This is a genomic window from Roseateles sp. GW821-FHT02E12 (assembly GCF_059421665.1).
The window spans coordinates 408,006-430,141 of the sequence record NZ_JBWKVK010000002.1; the positions used below are offsets into that span (position 1 = coordinate 408,006).

Below are 22,136 nucleotides of genomic sequence, written 5' to 3' on the forward strand. Positions count from 1 at the left end.
CAGCGGCGTCAGGGCGTCACGGTGCCAGCGGCCGGATGCTGACGCCCAGGCTGCCGGGCGGGTGCAGCTCGTTGAAGAGCTGCCAGGTGCGCCCGCTGCGCGCCACCTGGCTGAAGGCCTGGCGCAGCGTGCGCCGGTCGATCTCGCTGAGACCGCGGCGCGACAGATACAGGCCGCTGGCGTGCCAGCCCAGTTCCTCCAGCGGCTCGACGCGCAGCCGCTTCAGCAGCGGCGTCAACTCCGGCTCGATGACCAGCGTCCCGACCAGGATGGAGGCCGTCATGACCGTGGCCTGGGCCAGGCCCTGGCGCAGCGCACGGGCGACGCCGCTGGGGTCGGCCTCCTCGACGAGGCGCTGGCGCTGGCGCAGCGTAGCGATGGCACCGTCATAGGCCGGGCCGAAAGAGAATCCGCGCACGACGACGAGCTTGTAGTCGGGCTGGGCCAGCAGTTCGGCCAGCGAGCGCGGCACGGCGGCCTCGGCGTCCAGCGTCAGCAGGCTGGCCCGCACCTGGATCAGCGGCACGAACTCGCCCGCCGCGTCACGCGCTGGCGTGGCCGAGGCCGGGATCAGCATGTCGGCCTGGCCCGCGTCGAACAGCGTCTGCAGTCGCGCCCGCGGCACCTTGTGGATGTCGAACTGGCAAAGGGTGCTGGCAGCCACCTCGCGCAGCATCGTGGGATAGATGCCCTGGGCCCGCCCATCCTCGAAGCTGACACTCAAGCCGATGGAGGCCATGGGCACGTTGATGGGGCGCGTGCAGCCGGCCTGGGCGGACGCTGCCACCAGCCAGCACAGCACCAACAAGCTCGATCGCGTCTTCGCGTTCATGCCCCTCGACTCCCGGAACCTCTCGTCCGATTGTGCGGGCTGCGCGTTCCGCTGGGCGTGACCCGTCGCTCCAACGCATCAAAACCCAGCTGCACGACGACTGCCAGCGCCGCGGCGGGCAGGGCGCCGGCCAGCATCAGCGCGCTGTCGTTGACGGCCAGGCCCGCGACGATCCGCTCGCCCAGGCCGCCCGCGCCGACGAACGCCGCCACGGTAGCCGTGCCGACGTTGGTGACGGCGGCGGTCTTCACGCCGGCCATCAGCGTCGGCAGGGCCTGCGGCAGTTCGACGAAGCGCAGCGTCTGGCCGCGCGTGAGGCCCAGGGCCAACGCTGCCTGGGCCTGGCCTGCGGCCACGGCCTGCAGGCCGGCGTGGGTGTTGCGCACGATGGGCAGCAAGGCATAGACGAACAGCGCCAACAGGGCGGGCACAAAGCCGATGCGGCCAACCAGCGCGATCAGGAACGCCAGCAGGGCGAGCGAGGGCAGCGTCTGCAGCAGGCCCGCCACGGCCATCACCGGTGGCGCCAGCCGCGGCAGGCGATGCGCCGCGATGCCCAGCGGCACCGCCACGGCCACAGCCAGGGCCAGCGAGGCCAGCACCAGGGCCAGGTGCTGGGCGAGCAGCGGGCCCAAGTCGGGCGCGAACATGCGGGCCATCAGCCCGTGCCCGGCCTCGGCCTGTGGTGCCGATTGCAGGAAACCACGCGCCACCTCGGCGAAAGGTTTGCCCTCCAGCTCGGCCGCCGCGTTGAGCCGGATCATGGTGGCTTCCGGCAGCCGCCCGGCCAGGCCCCGCAGCGGCTGTTCGTCGACCGCGGCGCGCATCAGCAGCACCGCGTCATAGCGCGGGAAGAAGCCAAGGTCGTCGCGCAGCACGCGCACCGCCTGCCGGGCGAGTTGCGCATCGGTCGTGTAGACGTCGATGAGGTCGACCTGGCCGCCGGCCAGCGCCGTGTAGGCCAGGCCGTGGTCCAGCCCGGCGCCGGGCGAGAGCTTCAGGCCATAGGCGCGCTGCAGCGCCGGCCAGCCGTCCGCGCGGGCCGTGAACTCATGCGACAGGCCGAGCTTCAATGCCGGTGCCTTGGTGGCCAGCTCCGAGATCGTCGCGATGCCCAGCCGCGCCGCGTCCGCTTCGCGCAGCGCCAGCGCATAGCTGTTGTTGAAGCCCAGCGGCACGCCGGCCTTCAGCCCCAGCGGCTTCAGCCAGGCGTTGATCTGTTCCAGCGGCGCCTGGGCATCAGTGGGCGCCTCCCGCTTGAGCAGCTCGCGCACGATGGTGCCGGTGTACTCGGGATAGACGTCGATCTGGCCCTGCTGCAAAGCTGCGGCCAAGATGGCCGTGTTGCCCAGGCCCTGGCGGTGCTCGGCAGTGATGCCCTGCGCGACAAAAGTCTGCGTGACGATCTCGCCCAGCAGATAGCTCTCGGTGAAACGCTTGGAGCCGACCTGCAGCGCAGGAGCCGCCAGCGTGCTGCCAGCAAACCACGCCGTTAGCAGGGTCAACAGCAGTCTGAGCAGCCGGTTCGTCGTCATGGGGGCATCGTGCCTCATCGTGCAGGCCGGCGTGTCAGACGGGGCCTACATGCAAGCGCCCCCGTGTCCGAATGCAACAGAGGCCCGTCTTGTCTAGAGTTAATGACATCGTTTCAGAGGAGGTCTCCATGCCCCGCGCCGCCGATCACTCACTGCACCAGCATCTCGACAGCCTGGGCGCCCATCTGCGCCAGTGCCGTACGCTGTCCGACCGCAAGCTGCGCATGCTGTGCTCGCTGGAAGCCATCGACGCGGCCATCAGCGAGCGCCTGTTCACGACCGTCGTCATGGGCACGGTGCTGATGGCCGTGGTGCTGAGCCTGACGGTCTGAACCTCTCGTCTCCATCCAGGAACAGCGGCCCACGGGCCGCTGTTCTTCTTTGGGCTCACAGCATCGCCGCCGTTTCGGCCGAGCGGGCCGTGGTGGCCTGGGTCACCGGCACCCACAGCAGCACGTCGCCGTCGATCTCGGCCAGGGCCAGCGCCGCCCCCGGCACCAGCGTGCGGTAGCCGGCGGGCGGCGCAACCCCGGCCCCGGTGGGCGCGCGCTGCAGCAGCACCTCGATGCGCCGGCCCTGCTGCGCCAGCCGCACGCGGGCCTGAGCCCAGTGCGGCGGCAGGCAGGGTTGAACGCGCAGCCGGCCGTCGGTCAGCTTCACGCCGCACAGCGACTCGACCGCCGCGCGCAGCAGCCAGCCGGCCGCACCCGTGTACCAGCTCCAGCCACCGCGGCCGGCGTGTGGTGCGGCGGCCTCGATGTCGCCCGCCACGGCGAAGGGCTCCAACCCGTAGGCCGCGCCATGCGCACCGCGGTGAGCCGGGCTGATGGCCGTGAACGCCGCCCAGGCGCGCTCGGCCTGGCCCAGCTTGGCGCTGGCCATCAGCGCCCAGGTGGCGCCGTGGTTGTACTGGCCACCGTTCTCGCGCACGCCGCCCGGGTAGGCCTGGATGTAGCCGGCTGGCGGCTGGTGGTCCTTCAAGGGGGGCCACAGCAGGCGCAGCAGATGGGCGTCGCGGTCGTGCAGTTCGCGCCAGGCGCTGTCCAGCGCCTGTTTCGCGCGGTCGGCCTGCGTCGCGCCGGTCAGCACGGCCCAGGCCTGCACGATGAGGTCGATGCGGCATTCGGTGGCGCTGTGCGTGCCGAGGATGCTGCCGTCGTCGAACCAGCCGCGGCGGTACCAGCGGCCGTCCCAGGCCTCGGCGTCCAGCGCGGCGGCCAGCTTCTCGCTGGCCTGCTGCCAGCGCGCCGCGCGGGCCGCTTCGCCGCGAGCCAGGGCCAGCGGGCGCAGCGCGTCGATGACGGCGCACAGGAAGAAGCCCATCCACACCGATTCGCCCCGCCCCTCGGCACCCACGCGGTTCATGCCGTCGTTCCAGTCGCCGGTGCCGAACAGCGGCAGGCCGTGCGCGCCCACGGGCAGGCTCACGTCGATGGCACGGGCCGCGTGCTCGTAGATGGGCGCCACTTCGTCGCTGACCGCCGGCACTTCGTAGACGTCCTCCTGGCCCTCGGGCACCGGGCGGCCCTGCAGGAAGGGCAGGGGCTCATCGGCCAGTGCCGTGTTGCCGGTGCGCTCGACGTACAGCGCCAGGGCCAGTGCCAGCCACAGCCGGTCGTCGGCGAAATGCGTGCGCACGCCGGCGCCGGCGGGCTCGTGCCACCAGTGCTGCACGTCGCCGGGCGGGAACTGGCGTGCCGCGTGGCGGCGGATCTGCTCGGCCAGCCGCTCCGGGGCGTGCTGCACCAGGGCCATCGCGTCCTGCAACTGGTCGCGAAAGCCGAAGGCGCCGCCCGCCTGGTAGAAGCCCGCCCGCGCCCAGATGCGGCAGCCCAGCACCTGGGCCGGCAGCCAGTGGTTCACCAGCGCGTCGAAGGCCGCGTCGGGCGTTTCCACCTGTACCGGGGCGCTCAAGTCGCGCCACACCTGGCGCTGGGCGGCCAGGCGGCGCAGCGGGTCTGCATGCCAGGCCGCCACGGCCTGCTCACGCGCGGCGGGCAGGCTCGTGGCATGGCCCAGCAGCACGGTGCCATGCCAGGCGTGGCCGGCCTCCAGGCGCAGTTGCACGGCCAGCAGGGCGGCGGGGTCGGTGGCGGGGCCGGCCAGGCCGTCCAGCGCGTGCGGCATGACGAGGCGGCCCTCGTCGTCGAACAGCAGGCGGCGGTCGCCGCTGGCCTCGATGGCGGCCGTCCAGGGCCGCGGCGTGTTCAAGTCGGGCCGGAAGCCGGCATAGGCCGGCCAGGGCCACAAGGCCTCGTCACCGGCCAGCGTGTCGATCTGTTCTGGCGTCACGTCGCCGACGCGCGTCGGGCGCAGCGCCATCCAGGCGGTATGGCCACCAAAGCCGTTGAGGCCGTCGGCCTGCGTGGCCAGGGCCAGCAGCGGGCCGTCGCCCACGGCCGGCTCCAGGCGGGTGACGACGCTGCGGCGTGCGCTGCTGTCGGCGCCGAGCTGCCATTGCGCGGCGGCCAGCAGGCGCATCAGCCGCGGTGGGCGGCCGGGCGCCGCGTGCAGCTCCACCTGGCATTGCTTGACGGCGGTCACCGCGTCCACCGTCCAGCGCAGCCGCACCACCATGCCGGGCAGCTGGAAGGCCATGGCCGTGGCGCCTGGCAGGTGGGCCATGCTCTGCTGCGCCGCGGCGCGGCCCAGCAGCCAGGCCTTGCCGCTGCTCAGGCAGTGCAGCACCAGCCATTCGCCGGGCGAGTCCAGCAGCGCGTCGTTGGACCAGGGCGTGACCTGGTGCAGCCGGCTGTTGCCAGCCCAGCTGACGCCGCTGCCACGCTCGGACACCTGGCAGCCGAAGTTCTCGTTGGCGATGACATTGATCCACGGCCGCGACGGCTGGGCGCGTTCGCTCAGCTCGAAGCGACAGGCGCCGCTGCCGTTGTCGAAGCTGCTCGTGGGGGTTGCCGCACCGGGCGCGCCCGGCAGCGTGGACACCAGCGTCGCGCCGGCGTTGCGCCGCGCCTTGGCGGATTGCTCGTGGTTGATGCCCAGCCGTTCCAGCTGCTGGGCCAGCGGCCGGCCGTCGGCAAACCAGCGCACGCGCGCCAGCAGGTTGAGCGCCAGGCGTGTGTCGTGCCCCACGGTCTCGTCGGCCAGTACATGCACGCGGCAGCGGCCCAAGGTGAGATGCCCTTGCTGCTCGGCCAGCGACCGCAGCGCGCGGGACACCGGCGCCAGGTACGACGGCGCCTCGGCGTCCAGCACGACGACATCCACCGGCAGCGGGCTGCCCTGGGCCTGCAGCAGCGCGCACAGCTCGCGCACCATGACGACGCCGGTGGCGTCGGCCACGCGGATCAGCACGATGGGGTCGTCGCCCGAGATGCCGTGGCGCCACAGCGCGTCGCGCTCGAAGCCGGTCTCGGGCAGGAGCGGCGTCTCGCGTGCGGCCTGCGAGGTCAGCAGGGTCTGCAGCGCCAGGCCTGCGCGCCAGGCGCCAGGTGCCAGCGCTGCGCCCTGGGTGCGCACGCCGGCCATGGTGTGGGCCAGCGTCAGCGCACGCTCACACAGGGCCGGCTGGCGCAGTTTGTCCAGCAGATGGGAGAGCGTCTGCGGCTCGCGCGCGGCGGCGGTGGCCAGCGTCAGCGTCACGCTCGCGCCCGGCGGCAGCTGCAGCACCAGGTGCAGCAGCGAGATCGGGTCGTTGCCGGTGTCCAGCATGCCGGAGTCGCTGTTCAGCCCCGTCACCTGGGCGCCGAGCAGTGTCTGCACGCCCGCGTGGGCGATGGCACCGCCGGGCTGGCCGGGCGTGCCGCCGCGGGCCAGCCAGTGGGCCCGGTCGGCGCCGGCGCGCACGCGGTCCAGCCGGGCGCCGCCTTCCAGCTCCACGCCCACCAGCGCATGCACGGCATGCAGGGCCGCTTCGCTCTGGCTGCGCGGCAGGCGCTGCCAATGCAAAGCCTGCTGGCCGGGCTCCCAGCGGCATTGCAGGAAGAGCTTGCCGAAAGCCGGGTGCGCCAGGTCGGCCTTGGCCGGCGCCAGCACGGGCTCGAAGCTGGACGCAAAAGCCAGCCGGCGCGGCCGGTTGGACAGATTGCGCAGCGTGATGCGGCGCAGCTCGGCGTCGTCCTCCACCGCCACCCACACCTCGGTGCGGGCGTGCAGCTCCTCGCCCTCGGCGGTGAACTGTGCGCTGGCGGGGTGCAGGCGGGCGGCGTAGCGCCACTGCGGGCCGGGTGTGGGTCGCAGTGTGAGCGAGCGCCAGGGGCTGGTCTCGGGCGCGCCGTTCCAGTGCAGGTCCAGGTCGCGCAGGTGCAGGTGGTGGCCGAGCAGGTCCTGCGCGAGGTCGTCGCGCCAGCGGCTCACCAACACCTGGCTGCCGGGCTCGCCCCAGACCAGCGTGCCGGCGCCATGCTCGCGCACCATCGCGCTGAGCTTGCCGTGGCCCAGCCAGGCGGTGGCGGGCAGGGCGCGGCCGTGCACCTCGGGCACCACGAGCGAGATGCTGGCGCGGCGCGGCCCGCTGCGGGTCGGCTTGGGAGGCGGCTCGCGCAGCGGCGCGACCTTGTGCGGCGCCCGCTCATGCAGCAGCCAGCGCACTGCACACAGCCGCGGCTCGGCGTCGGCCCAGCGCTGCGGCGCGCCGCCGCACAGCACCTCGGTCAGTGCCACGAGGGACATGCCCTGGTGATGGCTCATCGCCGTACCGATGCGCTGGAAGCGCCGGCCCGGCTGCGGCGTGTCGCCACTCGCCTCGGGCAGGCGGCTGACGGTGTAGTCCAGTGCCTCGACGAAACCGCCCTCGTGGCGGGCACCCAGGGCCTGCAGCGCGCGCAGGTTGGCCACGGCCGCGCGCGGCATCACCATGGTGGCCATCAGGCTGGCGTAGGGCGCGATGACGAGTTCCTCGGGTGGCGTGTCGCGCAGCGCCAGGCTGGCCACGCCCTGCGGGCCGTACTGGTAGGCCAGGCTCCGGTCGCGCTTGGCATAGGCGCTCTCCGAGACACCCCAGGGCAGGCCGGCCGCGCGCCCGGCGCGGATCTGCTCCATGACCGCCGCGCGGGCGGCCTCGGCCAGCGCGCTGCCGGTGGGCTCGTCCAGCACCAGGGACGGCATCAGCATCTCGAACATCGAGCCCGACCAGCTCTTCAGCCCCGTCACGCGGCCCCGCGAGAAGAAGGGCCTGCCGAGCGCACCCCAGTGCGCGGGCGGCACGTCGCCCTTGGCGATGGCGACGAGGCTGGCCAGCCGCGCCTCGGAGGCGAGCAGGTCGTAGTGGTTCTGGTCCAGCTTCTCGGTGCCGGCTTCCGAGCCGGCGTTGGCGACGGCGCCGATGTGCAGCAGGCGGCGCTGCGGGTCGTAGAGCCAGCTGAAGTCGTGGGCCAGTGCCAGCGTGCGGGCGCGTGCGGCCACGGCGTTCAGCGCCTCGGCCACGGCCAGCGGCGGCGGCATGCCCTCGCCACCGCGCGCATAGCCCTCGCAGGCGGCTGCCACGACGAGCAGGTGGGCGCACAGGTTGCCGCTGTCCACCGTCGAGACGTAGGGCGGCTCCAGCACGGCCAGGCGCTGGGTGTCGATCCAGTTGTAGAGGTGGCCGCGGTGCTTGGGCAGCTTGTCCAGCGTGTCCAGCGTGCGGCCGATGCGCTCGGCCAGGCCCACGTCGTGCAGCCAGCCGAACTCGCGCGCGCAGCAGGCCGACAGCAGGTACAGGCCGATGTTGGTGGGCGAGGTGCGGTGGGCGACGACGACGTCGGGGTCGAACTGCACGTTGTCGGGCGGCAAGTCGTTGTCGTCCTGGGTCACCCAGCGCTCGAACCAGCGCCAGGTGTCGCGCGCGATGCTCAGCAGGTACTGGCGCTCGTCGTCGTCGATGGCCTCGCGGCGCGGCCGTGCGCGTGGCCGGCTGGCCAGGCCTATCCACAGCGGCGTCAGCGCCCAGACAAGCAGCATCGGCAGGGCCAGTTCCCAGTCGATGGGCCGGCCGATGAGGGCCGGCGTCATCAGCAGCAGGGCCAGCCCGCCGCTGGCGATGGTGAGGCGCCGGTGCTGGCCCAGCAGCGAGCGCCAGTCGGTGCGCGCCGCGGCCTCGGCAGCGTCGGCGGTCGTCCACTCCAGCAGGTGGCGGTGGCTCATGCGCTGGCGCCACAGGGCGCGGGCGATGGCGTCCGTGCTCAGCCAGGTCGCGTGCGGCAGCATCGCGACATGCCAGACGACGCCGCCGATGGCCCGGCCGAGCTCGGTCACCGCCTGGCGATAGAAGCGCGGCAGGGAGATGCGGTCGCCCGACGGCCCGCAGGCGGCCAGTGCCCCCATCAGCGGCCCCGCACCGAAGGCCGCGGCCACCAGGCCCAGCGCGTAGGCCGGCGTCAGGCCGATGCCCAGCCACGAGGCCAGCAGCAGCAGCATGGCGGTGGGTGCCACGAGGGAGCGGCGCAGGTTGTCCAGCATCTTCCAGACGTGGATGGCACGCAGGCCCCAGCGGCGTGGGTTGGCGAGGAAGGGCAGCAGTTGCCAGTCGCCGCGCGTCCAGCGGTGGATGCGCGAAGCCGCCACGTCGGCGTGCATGGGCGCGGGCTCGACGAGCACGACGTCGCTGACGCCGGCGCAGCGCATCAGCGAGCCTTCCAGCAGGTCGTGGCTGAGCACCTGGCCTTCGGGCAGGCTGTGGGCCAGCACCTGGGCCGCGGCCTGCACATCGATCAGGCCCTTGCCGGTGGCGCTGCCTTCGTCGAACAGGTCTTGATAGACCTCGGAGCTGGCGGCGCTGTACGGGTCCAGCCCCGGCTGGCCGGCGAACAGGCTGTGGAACCAGGTGCCGTGCACCGTGGAGCTGCCGGCGGCGGTGGCCAGCGGCGTGGCCACGCGCGGCTGCAGCATGCCGTGGCCGCGCACGACGGTGACGGCGCCGCTGGCCGAGCGAGCCACCCGCGGCAGGTTCAACGGGTGGGCTGCAATGGCCACCATCTCGCGCAGCGCGCCGGGGGGCAGGGCGGTGTCGGCATCCAGCGTGACGATGTGGCGCATGCCCGGTGCCGGCGTTGACAGCTCGCCCAGGTCGAGGAAACGGTCGGGCGGCAGCTCAGGGGCTTGCCCTGCGAGCAGCACCGCCAGCGCCTCGGTCTTGCCGCGTTTGCGCTCCCAGCCGATCCAGCGCTGCTCGGTTTCGCTCCAGCGCCGATCGCGGTGCAGCAGCAGAAAGCGCGGCCGGCCGTCGCAGGCCGTGCCGTGGCGCTGGTTCAGCGCTTCGATGCCGGCGCGCGCCTTGGCCAGCAGGGCCGCGTCCTGCGGCTGGTGCTCGGCCTTGGCATCGGTCCAGTCGCTGAGCAGCGCGAACTGCGCCTGGGCTTCGAGGTTGGCGAGGTGGTGGCGTTCGAGCTGGGCCAGCAGCGTGGCGATGCCCTTGGGCCGCGTCAGCATGCAGGGGATGACGACGAGGGTGCGCGACGTGGCTGGGATGCCGTGCGGCCAGTTGAGCCGCGGCAGGCGCGCCGGCGCGGCGGATTCGCTGATGAGGCGGTTGGCCAGCGCGACGACGGCCTCGCTGGCCGGCAGCAGCGACAGCAGCACCGCAGCCACCACCATGGGCCAGCCGGCCTGCGGCGGCAGACCCAGCACCAGCAGTCCGAGTTCGGTCAGGCCCAGCAGCGCGGCCAGGCTGGCGAGGTAGATCGCGCCGCGGTGGCGGCGCAGCGCGGCGGCCAGGCGTTCACCACCGGTAGGCTTGAGGTGCAGCTCGCTCAACAGGCGAGGGCGGCCCGGGCCGCTGAGCCAGTGCAGCGGTGCGGTCTCCTCGGCGTCGTCGGGCCAGCTCGGGTCGTTGCACAGCCTTTGCAGCGCCTGGGCCACGTCGGCCTCGGCCACGCCGTGGCGCTCGGTCAGCGCCTCGATGGCGTGCATGGCCATGTCGCGCGTGGCCTCGTGCTCCTGGCGGTAGACGTCGATGCGGCCCAGGGCCTGCAGCGTCGGGTGCACGGTCTCGAACAAGCCGGCCCAGTCGGCCGCGCCGAGGTTGCGCAGGCTGCCGATGGCGTTGCGGATGCTCTGGTGATCGGCCGCGCTCTCGGCCTGCTCGGCGGCCTGGGCGGCGGCGGGGTCGGGCAGCACCTCGGCCAGCCAGGCGCTGGCGGCGGCCCAGGAGGAGTCGTCGGGCTCGTGCTGCTCGGCCTGGCCCATCGCACGGTCGGTCAGGCGTTCGTGCAGCCTCAGGCCCAGCGCCGTGATGGCCGGATCGCGCGGCCAGGCGGCCTGCCACTGCTGCAGCTGGCTGCGCACGGCGGCCGCGTCGATGGTGGGCAGGGCTTCAAAGAGGCTTTGCGCCGCGCGGCGTGCAAGGTGCCGCCAGGCGGCCCGCTCGGCCAGCCGGCGCAGGTTCTCCACCAGCACGACGCGCAGCGTGGAGGGCAGCGCCCACAGCTCGCGCAGCGTCAGCGCCTCGACCTGGTGGTGGCCCACCAGGAAGTGCTGCATCAGCGACAACTCCAGCGAGCTGTCCGCATGCGCCACCCAGGCCCAGGCCACGCCATAGATGCGCGGCAAGCCTTGCAGCGGATCGTCGGCCAGGCGCGGCAGGCGCTGGAAGTAGCTGCGCGGCAGGTCGTGCAGCACCTCGTCGAGCTGCTGCTGCACGATGCGCGCGTTGTCCAGCAGCCAGGCGTGGGCGGGGTCGATGTCGGCCTGCAGGCCCTCCTCGGACAGCACATCGAGCGCGGCGGCCCAAACCTGCAGATTGCTGCGCAGCCGCGGCGAGAAAGGCCGGGGCAGGCTGCGCGGGTCGTCCAGGCGCTGGGCGGCAGCCAGGCTGCGGCCGTGCTCGGAAAAACGCTCGGCGCCGAACTGCACGGCGCGCACGGGCAGCGCGGCGGCTTCAGCGCCGGCGGTGAGGCGCACGAAGGCCTGGGTGGCCCCGGCCGGCGTCAGGTCATGGGTCTGGGATCGGAGCGGGGCAGTCATGGGAAGACTGTCGACGCCTGAGCCTCGCCGGCACAGCGGCATGGGGCGCGTGCATCTGTCAGTGCTGTCCTACGTCAAGATCAATCTAGGGAGCGTTGTTCAGGAGCAGTTGAAAAGCGTTCTTTGTGCAAACCCTAAACGTTCCGTCGATGGACTCCAATTGATCAGTAAGACAATGCCGAACATTGGGGGGAACTCAAATGAAATGTTCAGGCTTTGGTGCCGGGCTGCTGCATTGGATACGCAGGGTGTCCGTCGTCGGCATCTTGCTCGTATTGGTGGCATGCGGTGGGGGCGGCGGTCAAGCGGGTGGCGGCTCGCCTCCAACGGTACCGGTGCCGGAGACGCCCGCGTCTGCGCCCGATCCGACGCCAGTGGTGCAAGCGCCTGCCGCGACGGCGGTCACCTTGCAGAGTGAGGCAAGTGACCCGATCGGCCAAGGCAAGACCTATGGTTACAGCCTGGCCAATGCTGAGATCAAGGTCACCCTCACGAACAAGATTCTTTCAGTCACAGTGTCTGGCGACGAAGACTGGACGGGCGATTTCCAGATTCCCAATGGCAGCGCTTGGCAGCCAGCGCGGTTCGATAACGCGAACATCTTCAAACCATCGATCTCCAACGTCGCGGCCATGCGCTGGTTTGGTCTAGGCCGCGGCTGCACCAAGGCTACAGGCTGGTTCTCGATCGATCAGGTAGACCGCGCCGACTCCTATGGACTGAGATCCATGATCCTGCGATTTGCGCGTTACTGCGATGGCGCCGTTGGCGCGTTGAAGGGCGAAGTCCGATTCCAGGTGAGCGATGCGACGACGCCTCCCGCCGTCGCTTCCGCCCCTGGAACGTTGTGGGCACCCCCTGCGGGGGCCGTTCCTGCAACGGGCAACTACGTCTACCACTCCAGCGCCACCGGCGACGTCGTTGGCTTGAACCGGACCCAGCTGTACGTGCCCGAGAACACGCGCATCTTTGGTGTCGGCGTTGGCGAGTATTTCGAGGTCTACCTTGGAGGAAGAGAAAGCTGGTACGGCATCTTCAATGGCCGCAAGGCCACTCGCCTGAGCGTCGGCTACTACCCGGACCTGGTTCGCTACCCCTTCGCAAATCCGACACGAGGTGGCTTGTCCTGGGTGGGCGGAGGGCGAGGTTGTCAGGATTCACGAGGTTGGGTAGCCGTCGATCGCGTGGAATACGAAACGCTGCCGGGCCTGAACATCAAGGCGATCGAGTACCGATTCGAGCAGACTTGTGCAGGCGCAGCGGGGCCGTTGCGCGGGGCCGTTCGGTGGACCGCCGATGCGCTGACCGCAGCCACTCCGATCACGTCGCCAGGAGGCTGGGGGCCTCCGGTTGGCTCCACGCCGGCAAGCGGGAATTACGCCTACGTCAACAGCAGCCCAGGCGACGCGCTGGCGGCGGGGAAGACGACGCTCAACACGCCGCTGGATAGCGTGATCTCGCTGACCGACCAGGGCGGTCGCATCTTTGTCGATATCAATGGTGAGGACCGGTGGATGTTGGATCTGAAAACCACGTCGACGGGGTCACCGCTGGTGAAAGGAACGTATGGACAGCTTGGCGCTCCCGCCGGTGCGAACGGCGGCCCCCATTTCCAGTTTTCCGTCGGTAGCAATACATGCGCGCAGCAGAGCTGGGTGGTGGTCGATGACGTGGCCTATGCAGATGGACATCTGACGGCGCTTCGGCTGCGGTTCGAAGCGCTATGCCAGGGATCCTCCGGTCCTATCCGTGGCGAAATCCAATGGCGTGCCGATGATCTCCGCCCACCCGCCGGGCCGGCGTCAACGGCGCCGGCAGTGCTCTGGAAGCCAGCGGCCGGTACGACGCCTGTTTCAGGTCAGAACTACCTGCGAGTCGAGAGCTCGCGCGCCGACTTCGTGGGAGCAGGGTTGTCGACAACCTATACCCAGGCCAACGCGGCATTTGCTGTGTCGACCGTCAATAACCGGCTGCACTTGGATGTCGCCGGTGACCAGCGCTGGACCGCGGACTTTGCAGGTCCAACAGGGCAACAGCGACTGCAGTCGGGCTTTTATTCCGGGCTGCGGCGCTATCCATTCCATAACCCTGCTCGCGGCGGCATGGACGTGGGCAGTGATGGGCGGGCCGGCAACGAGATTCAAGGCTGGTTCGCCATCGACCGCATCAGCTATTCGCCTGCTGGCGAGCTCCTGGACGTCAGTCTGAGGTTCGAACAGCATGCCCAAGGGTCGACGACGGGGGGGCTTTGGGGCGAGCTGAGCTGGGCATCTGGCGATGTCACCCAACCGCCCGGGCCGGTCGCGACACCTGCGGATTTGTGGCAACCAGCCGCAGGGAGTACCCCTGCCAGCGGCAGCTATCTCTACTTCGAAAGCAGTAGCGTTGCAGACTTCATCGGAAAAGGCACGACGCAAACGTTGACCACCACGAATGCGAAGCTTTCGTTGACGCAAAACCAGGCACGCGCCACGGCGACCTTCACGGCGGACGTTGGCACCTCATTTCCGTGGACGGCAGAGTTCAAGGCGATGTCCAGCATTGCCCGTCTGCAGCCCGGCTTCTATGGCGGCATATCCGGGCACCTGTTTCAGAACCCAGCAAAGGGCGGACTCTCCTTCACGGGTGGCGGAGGTGGCTGCAATGCGGTCGACGGCTGGTTCGTGGTCGACGATGTCCGTTACACGGGCGACCAGATCACTGCCCTGAAGATCCGCTTCGAACAGGTCTGCGATGGTGCAGGAGTGCTTCATGGGCAGATCAATTGGAGCCCTTGAAGCGGATGAATCGGACTACCGGCTGCGCAGTCGCGCTGCGAGCGCGATGTAGTGCGCATCCACTCTGGCTGCGGTGGCATCTGCCAGATGCGCCCGCAGCACGCGCTTGAGCGTCTCGGGCTGCGGCGTCAGCGGGCCGGCGAAGCGCACGTGTTCGTCGTCGGCGATCAGCAGCGTCGGGAAGGTCTCGATGTCGAGGTCGCCGATGAGGTCGGCCTCGTCCTCGATGTCGATCCAGCGCACGTGCAGCCCCGCCTGCGGCAGCTCGGCACAGGCGGCTTCAAATACTTCTTGGTAGGACTCGCAGGTGCGGCACCAGGCGGCGCAGAGGCAGACGACGTGAACGGTCATGGGCCGGCATGGTGCCATGGGCGGGCGGTGGCCGCAGGAAGCCGGTAAATGCCGCCCAGTTGGGCGTTTCGGCTTGGCGTTGCGACCGCAAGATGCCGGCATGGTTTCCAGCATCAACAACCCCCTGCTCAACTATCTGTCGGGCCAGGGCCTGGACAGCGCGGCGACGAACGGCAAGACGGCCGGCAAGGCCAGTGCCCCAGCCGTGCCGAAGGCTGCGCTGGATCGTGCCGCGGGCACGGCCAAGTCCGTGTCGGCAGCCCGCAGCCTCGAAAGCGGCCAGAAAACGCTTGGCAACGACCTGCGTGCTGCCCTGGCCAAGGCCGGCGTCAAGCTGAGCGGCGCCGTCGAGTTCGCGGTGAAGAGCGATGGTGCCGTCGAGATCAAGGGCTCCGACGCCGACAAGGCCGCCGTCAGGGCCTTCCTGGGCGCCGACACCAGCCAGCCCAGCTTCGCCACCCGCATCGCCAGCCAGGCAAGGGATGCGCTGAAGCTGTCGGCCACCATCCAGCAGAGCGCCGCCATCTCGCAGGCCGCCAAGCTCGCCAAGAGCTCGGGCGGCGTCATGTCGCTTTACACATCGATGATGCAGCAGACGGCCACAACGAGCGTCGTGTTCTCGGTGTCGGCCAGCTTGAGTTCGTTGAGCTACCCGGGCTCGTTGAGCGCAAACGCCTAGTAGCCGGCGGCCTGTGCCGCCAAGGTGCCGAGCTCTCCGTACAACGGCAGCACGTTCGTCCCCAACCCCGGGTGCACCCGGTTGGACAGCAGCACGAAGAAGCTGCGGCTTGTCGGGTCCAGCCAGAAGGCGCAGCCGGTGAAGCCGGTGTGCCCGAAGCTGGTGGGCGGGTAAAGGCTGCCGCGCGGGCGGGCGTAGGGCGAGGCGATGTCCCAGCCCATGCCGCGCAGCTCGGCAATGCCGGCGGGAGACTGCGCGGTGGTCAGCAGCGCCACGCTGTCCTGCGACAGCAGGCGCCGGCCGTCGTCGGCCACGCCACCGGCCAGCAGCATGCGGGCGAAGCGGGCCAGGTCGGCTGTCGTCGTGAACAAGCCCGCGTGGCCGGCCACACCGCCCATCTTGCGGGCGGTGGGGTCGTGCACCTCGCCACGCAGCAACTGGCCGTCTTTCAATCGCTCGGTTGGCGCGATGCGCGCGGCCGCCATGCGGCGCAGCGGCAGGTAGCCGCTGTCGTGCATGCCCAGCGGCTGGAACAGGGCTTCAGCCGCGAAGCGCTCCAGCGGCATGCCTGCCTGGCGCTCGACGATGCGGCCCAGCAGGATGAAGTTGACGTCGGAGTAGCGGAACAGCGTGCCCGGCGCCGCCGTCAGCGGCAGGCCGCAGGCGATGCGCTGAGCGTCGGCCGCGCCTGCCCAGTCGCCCGCGCCGTTGCCGGGCAGGCTGGCCGGCAGGCCGGAGCTGTGCGTGAGGAGCTGGCGCAGCGTGATGCCGGCCTTGTCGGCACCGCCGCAGTCGGGCAGGTAGCGCTGCAGCGGCGCCTCCACGTCGAGCTGGCCGCGCTCACGCAGCAGTTGCACCAGCGTGGCGGTGACGACGGGCTTGGTCAGCGAGGCGGCGTCGAAGACGGTGGCTTCGTCCAGCGGTTCGGGTGCGGGGTCGACGGCACGGTGGCCGTACGCGCGGTGATGGCTGCCATGGCCCACGCGCTCGATCCACAGCGCCGCGCCCGGCAGCTGGCGCTGGGCGATGAAGCGTTCGACAGCGGCGTCGGCCTGGGCCAGCGGTGCAGGTGCCAGTGCGGGGCGGCTGGCGCAGCCCGTCAGCAGGGCGGCGGCGAGCAGGCAGAGGATCTGTCTCATGGCCGCGGATTCAGCTTGCCTTCATGAGATGCCAGTCGACGCGCCGGATGCGACGCGGCCTGGCCTCGCCGCTGCGGTGGAAGAAGCGCAGCTGCACCTCGTCTGCACCCACGTCGGCGATGGCGAAGTTCTCGATCTCGGCGCCGTAGACGACGGCATCCCGGATGGCCGCGCCGGATGAGGTGGCCTCGTGCAGCGGCAGCCCGTCGGACTCTCCATGCGACGCGAACGCGTTGTAGTGCACGTCGCCGCTGAGCATGAGGGTGCGATGCCGGTCGGCGAGGGCGTTCAGCGCCGTCCAGTCGTGCAGGTATTTCTTCCAGCCCGAACTCGTGGAGCCGCTGGCCACCAGGTGCACGGTGCCGGGCGCCGCGGCGTCGGCCACCGTGGCTATTGCTGCCAGCTGTGGCTGCCCGAGGATGGCGCGCTTGTCCTGGGGCACCAGCCAGGTCTCGGTGCGGCAGGTGCGGGCGTCGGTCAGGTGCAGCCAGACGTCGTCACGCAGCTGGATGCCTTCGTAGAGCGGGCCGTCGTCGCCAGGCGCGGGCGGCTGGGTGTCGTGGAAGGATTCTGGAAAGCTGCCCACCTCGACCAGCGCCTTGCGGAAGGCCTGGAACAGCACGCGGCTGCGCCGCACCTTCTCGCTGTGCTCGGGCATCTGCGCGATGGCGGCGCCGGCGGCGTCATTCCACAGGAAGTCGTGGTCGTCCCAGATCGCGAACACGCGGCGCTCGCCCTTGGCGGCCATGTGGCGCAGCAGCACGTCGAACTCCGGCACCGCCAGCTGGGCGCGGTAGCGCGCGTGGCAGTGCTCGCCGAACTCGTCGTCGCTCATCTTCCTCACGGCCACGTCGATGTCCAGGTAGATCGAGTCGCCGAGCAGCACGAGGTAGTCGGGGGCCGCTGCCTGGATGCGCTGCCAGACGGGCTGGCTCTCGAAGCGCTGCTCCAGCATGCATGACGTGAATGCGATCTTCATCCTCTGACCTCCCGCCTCTTTGGCAAGCGTCGGAGGATATCGGTCTCAGGGCTTTCTCAGGCCGAGCCGACGATCTGTCGCAGCACGCGTTCTTCCAGCTCCGCAAAACCCGGTGCCGTGCGCGAACGCGGGCGGGGTAGAGCCACCGTCGCGTCCAGCGCGATGCCGCCGCGGTCGATGAGCAGCACGCGGTCGGCCAGGGCCACGGCCTCGGCCACGTCGTGGGTCACGAGCAGGGCCGTGAAGCCGTGGCGGCGCCAGAGCTGCTCGATGAGGCGGTGCATCTCCAGGCGGGTCAGCGCATCCAGCGCGCCCAGCGGCTCGTCCAGCAGCAGCAGACGGGGGTTGTGGACGAGGGCGCGGGCGAGGGCCACGCGCTGGCGCTGGCCACCCGAGAGCGTCGCCGGCCAGTCGCCGCCGCGGCCGGCGAGGCCGACCTGGTCCAGCGCCTGCATCGCGCGGTCCTTCGCGTCACGGCCTGTGAGGCCGAGGGCCACGTTGTCGACGACGCGCTTCCAGGGCAGCAGCCGCGCGTCCTGGAACATCAGCCGGCGCTCATGGGGCGCACCGGCTTCGACGCTGCCGGCGCTCGGCGCGTCCAGCCCGGCGATGAGGCGCAGCAGCGTGCTCTTGCCGCAGCCGCTGCGGCCCACCAGCGCGACGAACTCGCCGGGGGCGACCGTCAGGTCCAGGGCTTCGAGCACGTGGCGGGCACCGAAGGACTTGGCGACACCGTGCAGCTTCAGCGCCAGGCCTTGCGAGGGGTCGCGGGCGGGTGCGGCCTCAGCCACGGGTTCGCGCGGCAGCACGGGGGAGTCGTACTCGGTCAACCACATCGTCAGTTCCCTTCAACGGCATAGCCGCGGTGCCAGGCCAGCCAGGCACGTTCCAGCCCGCGCGCGACGACGTCGGCCAGCTTGCCCAGCAGCGCGTACAGCAGGATGCCGACGAGCACGATGTCCGTCTGCAGGAATTCGCGCGCGTTCATCGTCAGGTAGCCGATGCCGGCCTGGGCCGAGAGCGTCTCGGCCACGATGAGCAGCACCCACATCAGCCCTAGCGAGAAGCGCAGGCCGACGAGGATGGAGGGCAGGGCACCGGGCAGGATGACCTGCCGGTACAGCTGAAAGCCCGACAGGCCGTAGCTGCGCGCCATTTCGATGAGGTCGCGGTCGACGTTGCGGATGCCGTGGAAGGTGTTCAGGTAGACCGGGAAGAACACGCCCACCGCCACGAGCACCAGCTTGGCCGCCTCGTCGATGCCGAACCACAGGATGACCAGCGGGATCAGCGCCAGCGCCGGGATGTTGCGCAGCATCTGCAGCGTGGTGTCCAGCAGCGCCTCGGCCTGGCGCCAGGTGCCCGTGAGCAAGCCCAGCAGCAGGCCCAGCCCGCCGCCGATGGCCAGCGCCGAGAAGGCCCGCGCGGCGCTGACGCCCACGTGATGCGCCAGCTCGCCCGAACGCAGCAGCTGCCAGAACGCGGCCAGCACGGCAGCCGGCTCGGGCAGGATGCGCGCGGACAGCACGCCGCTGCGCGAGGCCAGCTCCCAGGCAACGAGGACGGCCGCAGGCAGCAGCCAGGGAGTGAGGCGCTTGAGCATCGTCAACTTGCCGAGACGGCCTTGGGCACGTAGCTGTTGGCGACGACTTCGCCGAACGGGCCGGTCAACACCGGCGCGCTGAGCTTCTCGCGCACGCCCAGCGGCAGCAGCGGGAACACCAGCTCGGCGAAGCGGTGCGCCTCGTCCAGGTGCGGGTAGCCGCTGAGGATGAAGTACTCCAGGCCGAGGTCGGCGTACTCGGTGATGCGGTCCGCCACCTGCTGCGGGTTGCCGACCAGCGCCGTGCCCGCGCCGCCGCGCACCAGGCCCACGCCGGCCCACAGGTTGGGCGAGATCTCCAGACCCTGGCGCACGTCCGCCTTGTTGAACTGGCCGCCATGCAGCTCGGCCATGCGGCGCTGGCCCACCGAGTCCATGGTCTTGAAGCGCGCCTGCGCGGCCGTGACGGTGGCTTCATCCAGCTCCGACAGCAGTTCGGTCGCGGCGCGCCAGGCTTCGTCTTCGGTCTCGCGCACGATGACGTGCAGGCGGATGCCGTACTGCAGCTGGCGGCCCTTGGCCGTGGCGCGCTCGCGCACGTCGGCCAGCTTCTTCGCGACCTCGGCCGGCGGTTCGCCCCAGGTCAGGTAGGTGTCCACCTGCTCGGCGGCCAGGTCGTGCGCCGGGCCGGAGGAGCCGCCGAAGAACACCGGCGGGTAGGGGTTGTTGATGGGCGGGTAGAGGATCTTGCCGCCCTTGACGCTGAGGTGCTCGCCGTCGAAGTCGAAGCCCTCGCCACTGTGCGAGCGGGCCAGCAGTTCGCGCCAGATGCGGATGAACTCGGCGGACTGCTCGTAGCGCTCGGCATGGCCCAGGAACTGGCCGTCGCCGGCCAGCTCGTCGGGGTCGCCACCGGTGACGAGGTTGACGAGCAGGCGGCCGCCCGAGAGGCGGTCCAGCGTGGCGGCCATGCGGGCGCTCTGCGAGGGGGCGACGAGGCCGGGCCGCAGCGCGACGAGGAACTTGAGATTCTTCGTCGCGTCGATGAGGCTGGCGGCGACGATCCACGAGTCCTCGCAGCTGCGGCCCGTGGGCAGCAGTACGCCTTCGTAGCCGAGGCTGTCGGCGGCGATGGCGATCTGCTTGAAGTAGGCGTGGTCCGCCACGCGGGCGCCGCGCGAGCTGCCGAGGTAGCGGCTGTCGCCGTGGGTGGGAATGAACCAGAAGATCTTCATGACGTTGTCCGTTGGTCGGCTTACGAAACTTGCGGGCCGAGCGCCGGGCCGCTCCCAAGCCGGCCCGGTATGGCGATGTGCATGCCGGTCGACCCGGCATGCATCGCCGTCCCCCCGGGGGACCGTCCAAGGCTTGCCTTGGACGAGGGGCTCACGGCATCCAGCACGCGGATGGGGCGGGGGATGAGGCCAAGCTCGGCGAAGGCGTCGGCCACCTGCTGCTGCTCCCTGACGAGATCAGGCGTCAGCGGGGCCACGGGTGCGGCGCCGCGGCGCTCCACCATGCGCTGCACCGTGGCTGCCGGCAGGCCGGCGAACTCGGCGTAGCGCTGCACGGCGTCGCGGCGGTCGGCCTGCACGCGGGCATCGGTGTCGGTCAGCGCCTGGAAGATGGTCTTCAGCAGCGCAGCCTCGCGGCTGAGCGCGCGCGAGGCCAGGTAGAAGGTGTTGTTGCTCGTCAGCCCGCGGCTGGTGGCCAGTGCGCGCAGCTCGCCGCTGATCTCGGCGGCGGCGTAGTAGGGGTCCCACACGGCCCAGGCGTCCACCGAGCCGCGCTCGAAGGCGGCTCGCGCGTCGGCGGGCGCCAGGTAGACGGGCTGGATGTCGCTCCAGCCCAGGCCCGCCTTCTTCACGGCCTGCACGGTCAGGAAGTGGGCGCTGCTGCCTTTTTGCAAAGCCACGCGGCGGCCCTTCAGGTCGGCCAGCGTCTTCAGCGGCGAGTCGGGCTTCACCAGCACGGCCGAGCTGTCGGGCTTGGGCGGCTCGGCGCCGACGTAGACGACGTCCTTGCCCGCGGACTGGGCGAACACGGGTGGAGCGTCGCCGGTGACGCCGAACTCCACGCTGCCCAGCGCCAGCGCTTCAAGCAGCTGCGGGCCGGCCGGGAACTCGGTCCACTGGATGCGCGTGCCGGGCAGGCGCTGCTCCAACAGGCCGTAGGTCTTCAGCATCGCGAGGTTGAAGCTGCCCTTCTGGAAGCCGATGCGCAAGGTGGGCGGCGTCTGCGCACGCACCCACAGCGAGGCCGTCGTCGCGAGGATGGCGACGGCCGCGCGGCGCGTCGTCGGCGCGCTCATCGGGCCGCCTCGGCGAGCTTGGCCGTGCCGGGCAGGGCGTCCGCCACGCGGATGGGCTTGGGGATCAGCCCCAGCGCCAGGAAGGCGTCGGCGATCTTCTGCTGCTCGGCCGCAACGGTGGCAGTCAGCGGCTTCACGCCGAACTGGTAGCGCGTCAGGCTCTTCTCGACGACCTCCGGCTCCAGCCCCTGCAGCGGCGCGATGACGGCGGCCGCGGCCTTGATGTTGGCCTTCAGATAGGTGGCCTGGGCCTGGCTGTCGTCGAAGAGGGCCTGGATGACCTGCGGATACTTCTCGGCGAAGCCGCGCTCGGCCAGGTAGTAGGCGTAGTTGTTGACCAGGCCTTTGCCATCGGCCAGCACGCGCGCACCGCTCTGCTTTTCCACGGCGGCGAGGAAGGGGTCCCAGATCACCCAGGCATCCACCGCGCCGCGCTCGAAGGCCGCGCGCGCATCGGCCGGGGGCAGGTAGACGGCCTGGATGTCGGTGTACTTCAGGCCCTGCTTTTCCAGTGCCTTGACGAGCAGGTAGTGGACGTTGCTGCCCTTGTTCAGCGCGATCTTCTTGCCCTTGAGATCGGCCAGCGTCTTGAGGGCCGAGTCCTTGGGCACGACGATGGCTTCGGCCTCGGGGGCCGCGGGGTCGAAGCCGATGTAGACGAACCGCGCACCGGCGGCCTGGGCAAAGATGGGCGGGGCTTCGCCGACGAAGCCCACGTCGACGGCGCCGACGTTCAGGCCTTCGAGCAGCTGCGGGCCGGCCGGGAATTCGACCCACTTCACGGCCACGCCGAGGGGGCTGAGCTTCTTCTCCAGCGAGCCGCTGGATTTCTGCAGCGTCAGCAGGCTGGCCGATTTCTGGAAACCGACGCGCAGCGTGGTCTGGGCGGATGCACTGAGGCTGACGGCGGCAACTAGGAGCGGCGCGGTCCAGCGGAGGAGGGAGCGGAAGAGCATGAGGTGTGTCCTGTGCAAAAAGATCCCGGCGCCGGGGCGCACCCGATCAGCACCCGAGGCGCCGGGATGAAGTCGCCGATCCCGTGCGGGGGGCGAGGAGACAAGCGGTGGTGAGAAGAGTTCAGCCTTGAATCGG

14 protein-coding genes are annotated in these 22,136 nt (G+C 70.8%); 3 read left to right on the top strand and 11 right to left on the bottom strand.

The features are described from left to right. Nucleotides 1–16 precede the first annotated feature (16 nt). Both AC07V5_RS12680 and AC07V5_RS12685 read right to left on the bottom strand, forming a co-directional pair. A complete protein-coding gene (locus tag AC07V5_RS12680) occupies nucleotides 17–832 on the bottom strand; it encodes a substrate-binding periplasmic protein (protein ID WP_495116032.1) in 816 nt (271 codons plus the stop codon). Further along, nucleotides 829–2,367 carry a glycine betaine ABC transporter substrate-binding protein gene (locus AC07V5_RS12685; RefSeq protein WP_495116033.1) on the bottom strand — a complete coding sequence of 513 codons (1,539 nt, stop codon included), beginning with the start codon at nucleotides 2,365–2,367 and terminating at the stop codon, nucleotides 829–831. The genes AC07V5_RS12680 and AC07V5_RS12685 overlap by 4 nt, the downstream gene beginning before the upstream one ends. Nucleotides 2,368–2,495: 128 nt before the next feature. Here AC07V5_RS12685 and AC07V5_RS12690 point away from each other — a divergent pair, with 128 nt between their 5' ends. Continuing rightward, on the top strand, nucleotides 2,496–2,699 hold the full coding sequence (locus AC07V5_RS12690) for a hypothetical protein (protein WP_495116034.1): 204 nt from the start codon (nucleotides 2,496–2,498) through the stop codon (nucleotides 2,697–2,699). A 55-nt stretch (nucleotides 2,700–2,754) separates the two neighbouring features. Here AC07V5_RS12690 and AC07V5_RS12695 read toward each other — a convergent pair whose 3' ends face one another. After that, nucleotides 2,755–11,265, bottom strand: coding sequence for a GH36-type glycosyl hydrolase domain-containing protein (locus tag AC07V5_RS12695; RefSeq protein WP_495116035.1), 8,511 nt, complete (start codon nucleotides 11,263–11,265; stop codon nucleotides 2,755–2,757). 377 nt (nucleotides 11,266–11,642) lie between these two features. Between AC07V5_RS12695 and AC07V5_RS12700 the strand changes: the two genes are divergently transcribed. After that, complete coding sequence (locus AC07V5_RS12700) at nucleotides 11,643–14,042, top strand: hypothetical protein (RefSeq protein ID WP_495116036.1); 2,400 nt, start codon at nucleotides 11,643–11,645, stop codon at nucleotides 14,040–14,042. Nucleotides 14,043–14,057: 15 nt separating this feature from the next. On the opposite strand, the gene AC07V5_RS12705 is transcribed toward AC07V5_RS12700, so the two are convergent. Then, on the bottom strand, nucleotides 14,058–14,393 hold the full coding sequence (locus AC07V5_RS12705) for a thioredoxin domain-containing protein (protein WP_495116037.1): 336 nt from the start codon (nucleotides 14,391–14,393) through the stop codon (nucleotides 14,058–14,060). A 100-nt stretch (nucleotides 14,394–14,493) separates the two neighbouring features. Here AC07V5_RS12705 and AC07V5_RS12710 point away from each other — a divergent pair, with 100 nt between their 5' ends. Further along, nucleotides 14,494–15,072 (top strand): hypothetical protein, encoded by a 579-nt coding sequence (locus tag AC07V5_RS12710; RefSeq protein ID WP_495116038.1) that lies wholly within the window; start codon nucleotides 14,494–14,496, stop codon nucleotides 15,070–15,072. Here AC07V5_RS12710 and AC07V5_RS12715 read toward each other — a convergent pair. Genes AC07V5_RS12715 through AC07V5_RS12745 form a run of 7 tightly spaced genes read right to left on the bottom strand, consistent with a single transcriptional unit; the run spans nucleotide 15,069 to nucleotide 22,000 of the window. After that, nucleotides 15,069–16,211: a serine hydrolase domain-containing protein gene (locus AC07V5_RS12715; protein ID WP_495116039.1), complete on the bottom strand. Its 1,143-nt coding sequence runs from the start codon at nucleotides 16,209–16,211 to the stop codon at nucleotides 15,069–15,071. The two genes, AC07V5_RS12710 and AC07V5_RS12715, sit on opposite strands and share 4 nt — an antisense overlap. A gap of 10 nt (nucleotides 16,212–16,221) precedes the next feature. Further along, nucleotides 16,222–17,190 carry an alkaline phosphatase D family protein gene (locus tag AC07V5_RS12720; RefSeq protein ID WP_495116040.1) on the bottom strand — a complete coding sequence of 323 codons (969 nt, stop codon included), beginning with the start codon at nucleotides 17,188–17,190 and terminating at the stop codon, nucleotides 16,222–16,224. Nucleotides 17,191–17,246: 56 nt separating this feature from the next. After that, the gene (locus AC07V5_RS12725) at nucleotides 17,247–18,026 is read right to left on the bottom strand and encodes an ATP-binding cassette domain-containing protein (protein ID WP_495116041.1); all 780 of its coding nucleotides are present in this window, start codon (nucleotides 18,024–18,026) and stop codon (nucleotides 17,247–17,249) included. A 2-nt stretch (nucleotides 18,027–18,028) separates the two neighbouring features. Beyond that, the gene (gene ssuC / locus AC07V5_RS12730; protein WP_495116042.1) at nucleotides 18,029–18,793 is read right to left on the bottom strand and encodes an aliphatic sulfonate ABC transporter permease SsuC; all 765 of its coding nucleotides are present in this window, start codon (nucleotides 18,791–18,793) and stop codon (nucleotides 18,029–18,031) included. A gap of 2 nt (nucleotides 18,794–18,795) precedes the next feature. Continuing rightward, a complete protein-coding gene (gene ssuD / locus AC07V5_RS12735) occupies nucleotides 18,796–19,968 on the bottom strand; it encodes an FMNH2-dependent alkanesulfonate monooxygenase (RefSeq protein WP_495116043.1) in 1,173 nt (390 codons plus the stop codon). Between the two features lie 20 nt (nucleotides 19,969–19,988). Next, nucleotides 19,989–21,044, bottom strand: a complete 1,056-nt coding sequence (locus tag AC07V5_RS12740; protein WP_495116044.1) for an aliphatic sulfonate ABC transporter substrate-binding protein — start codon at nucleotides 21,042–21,044, stop codon at nucleotides 19,989–19,991. After that, complete coding sequence (locus AC07V5_RS12745; RefSeq protein WP_495116045.1) at nucleotides 21,041–22,000, bottom strand: sulfonate ABC transporter substrate-binding protein; 960 nt, start codon at nucleotides 21,998–22,000, stop codon at nucleotides 21,041–21,043. Before AC07V5_RS12745 ends, AC07V5_RS12740 begins: the two co-directional genes overlap by 4 nt. Nucleotides 22,001–22,136 lie beyond the last annotated feature (136 nt).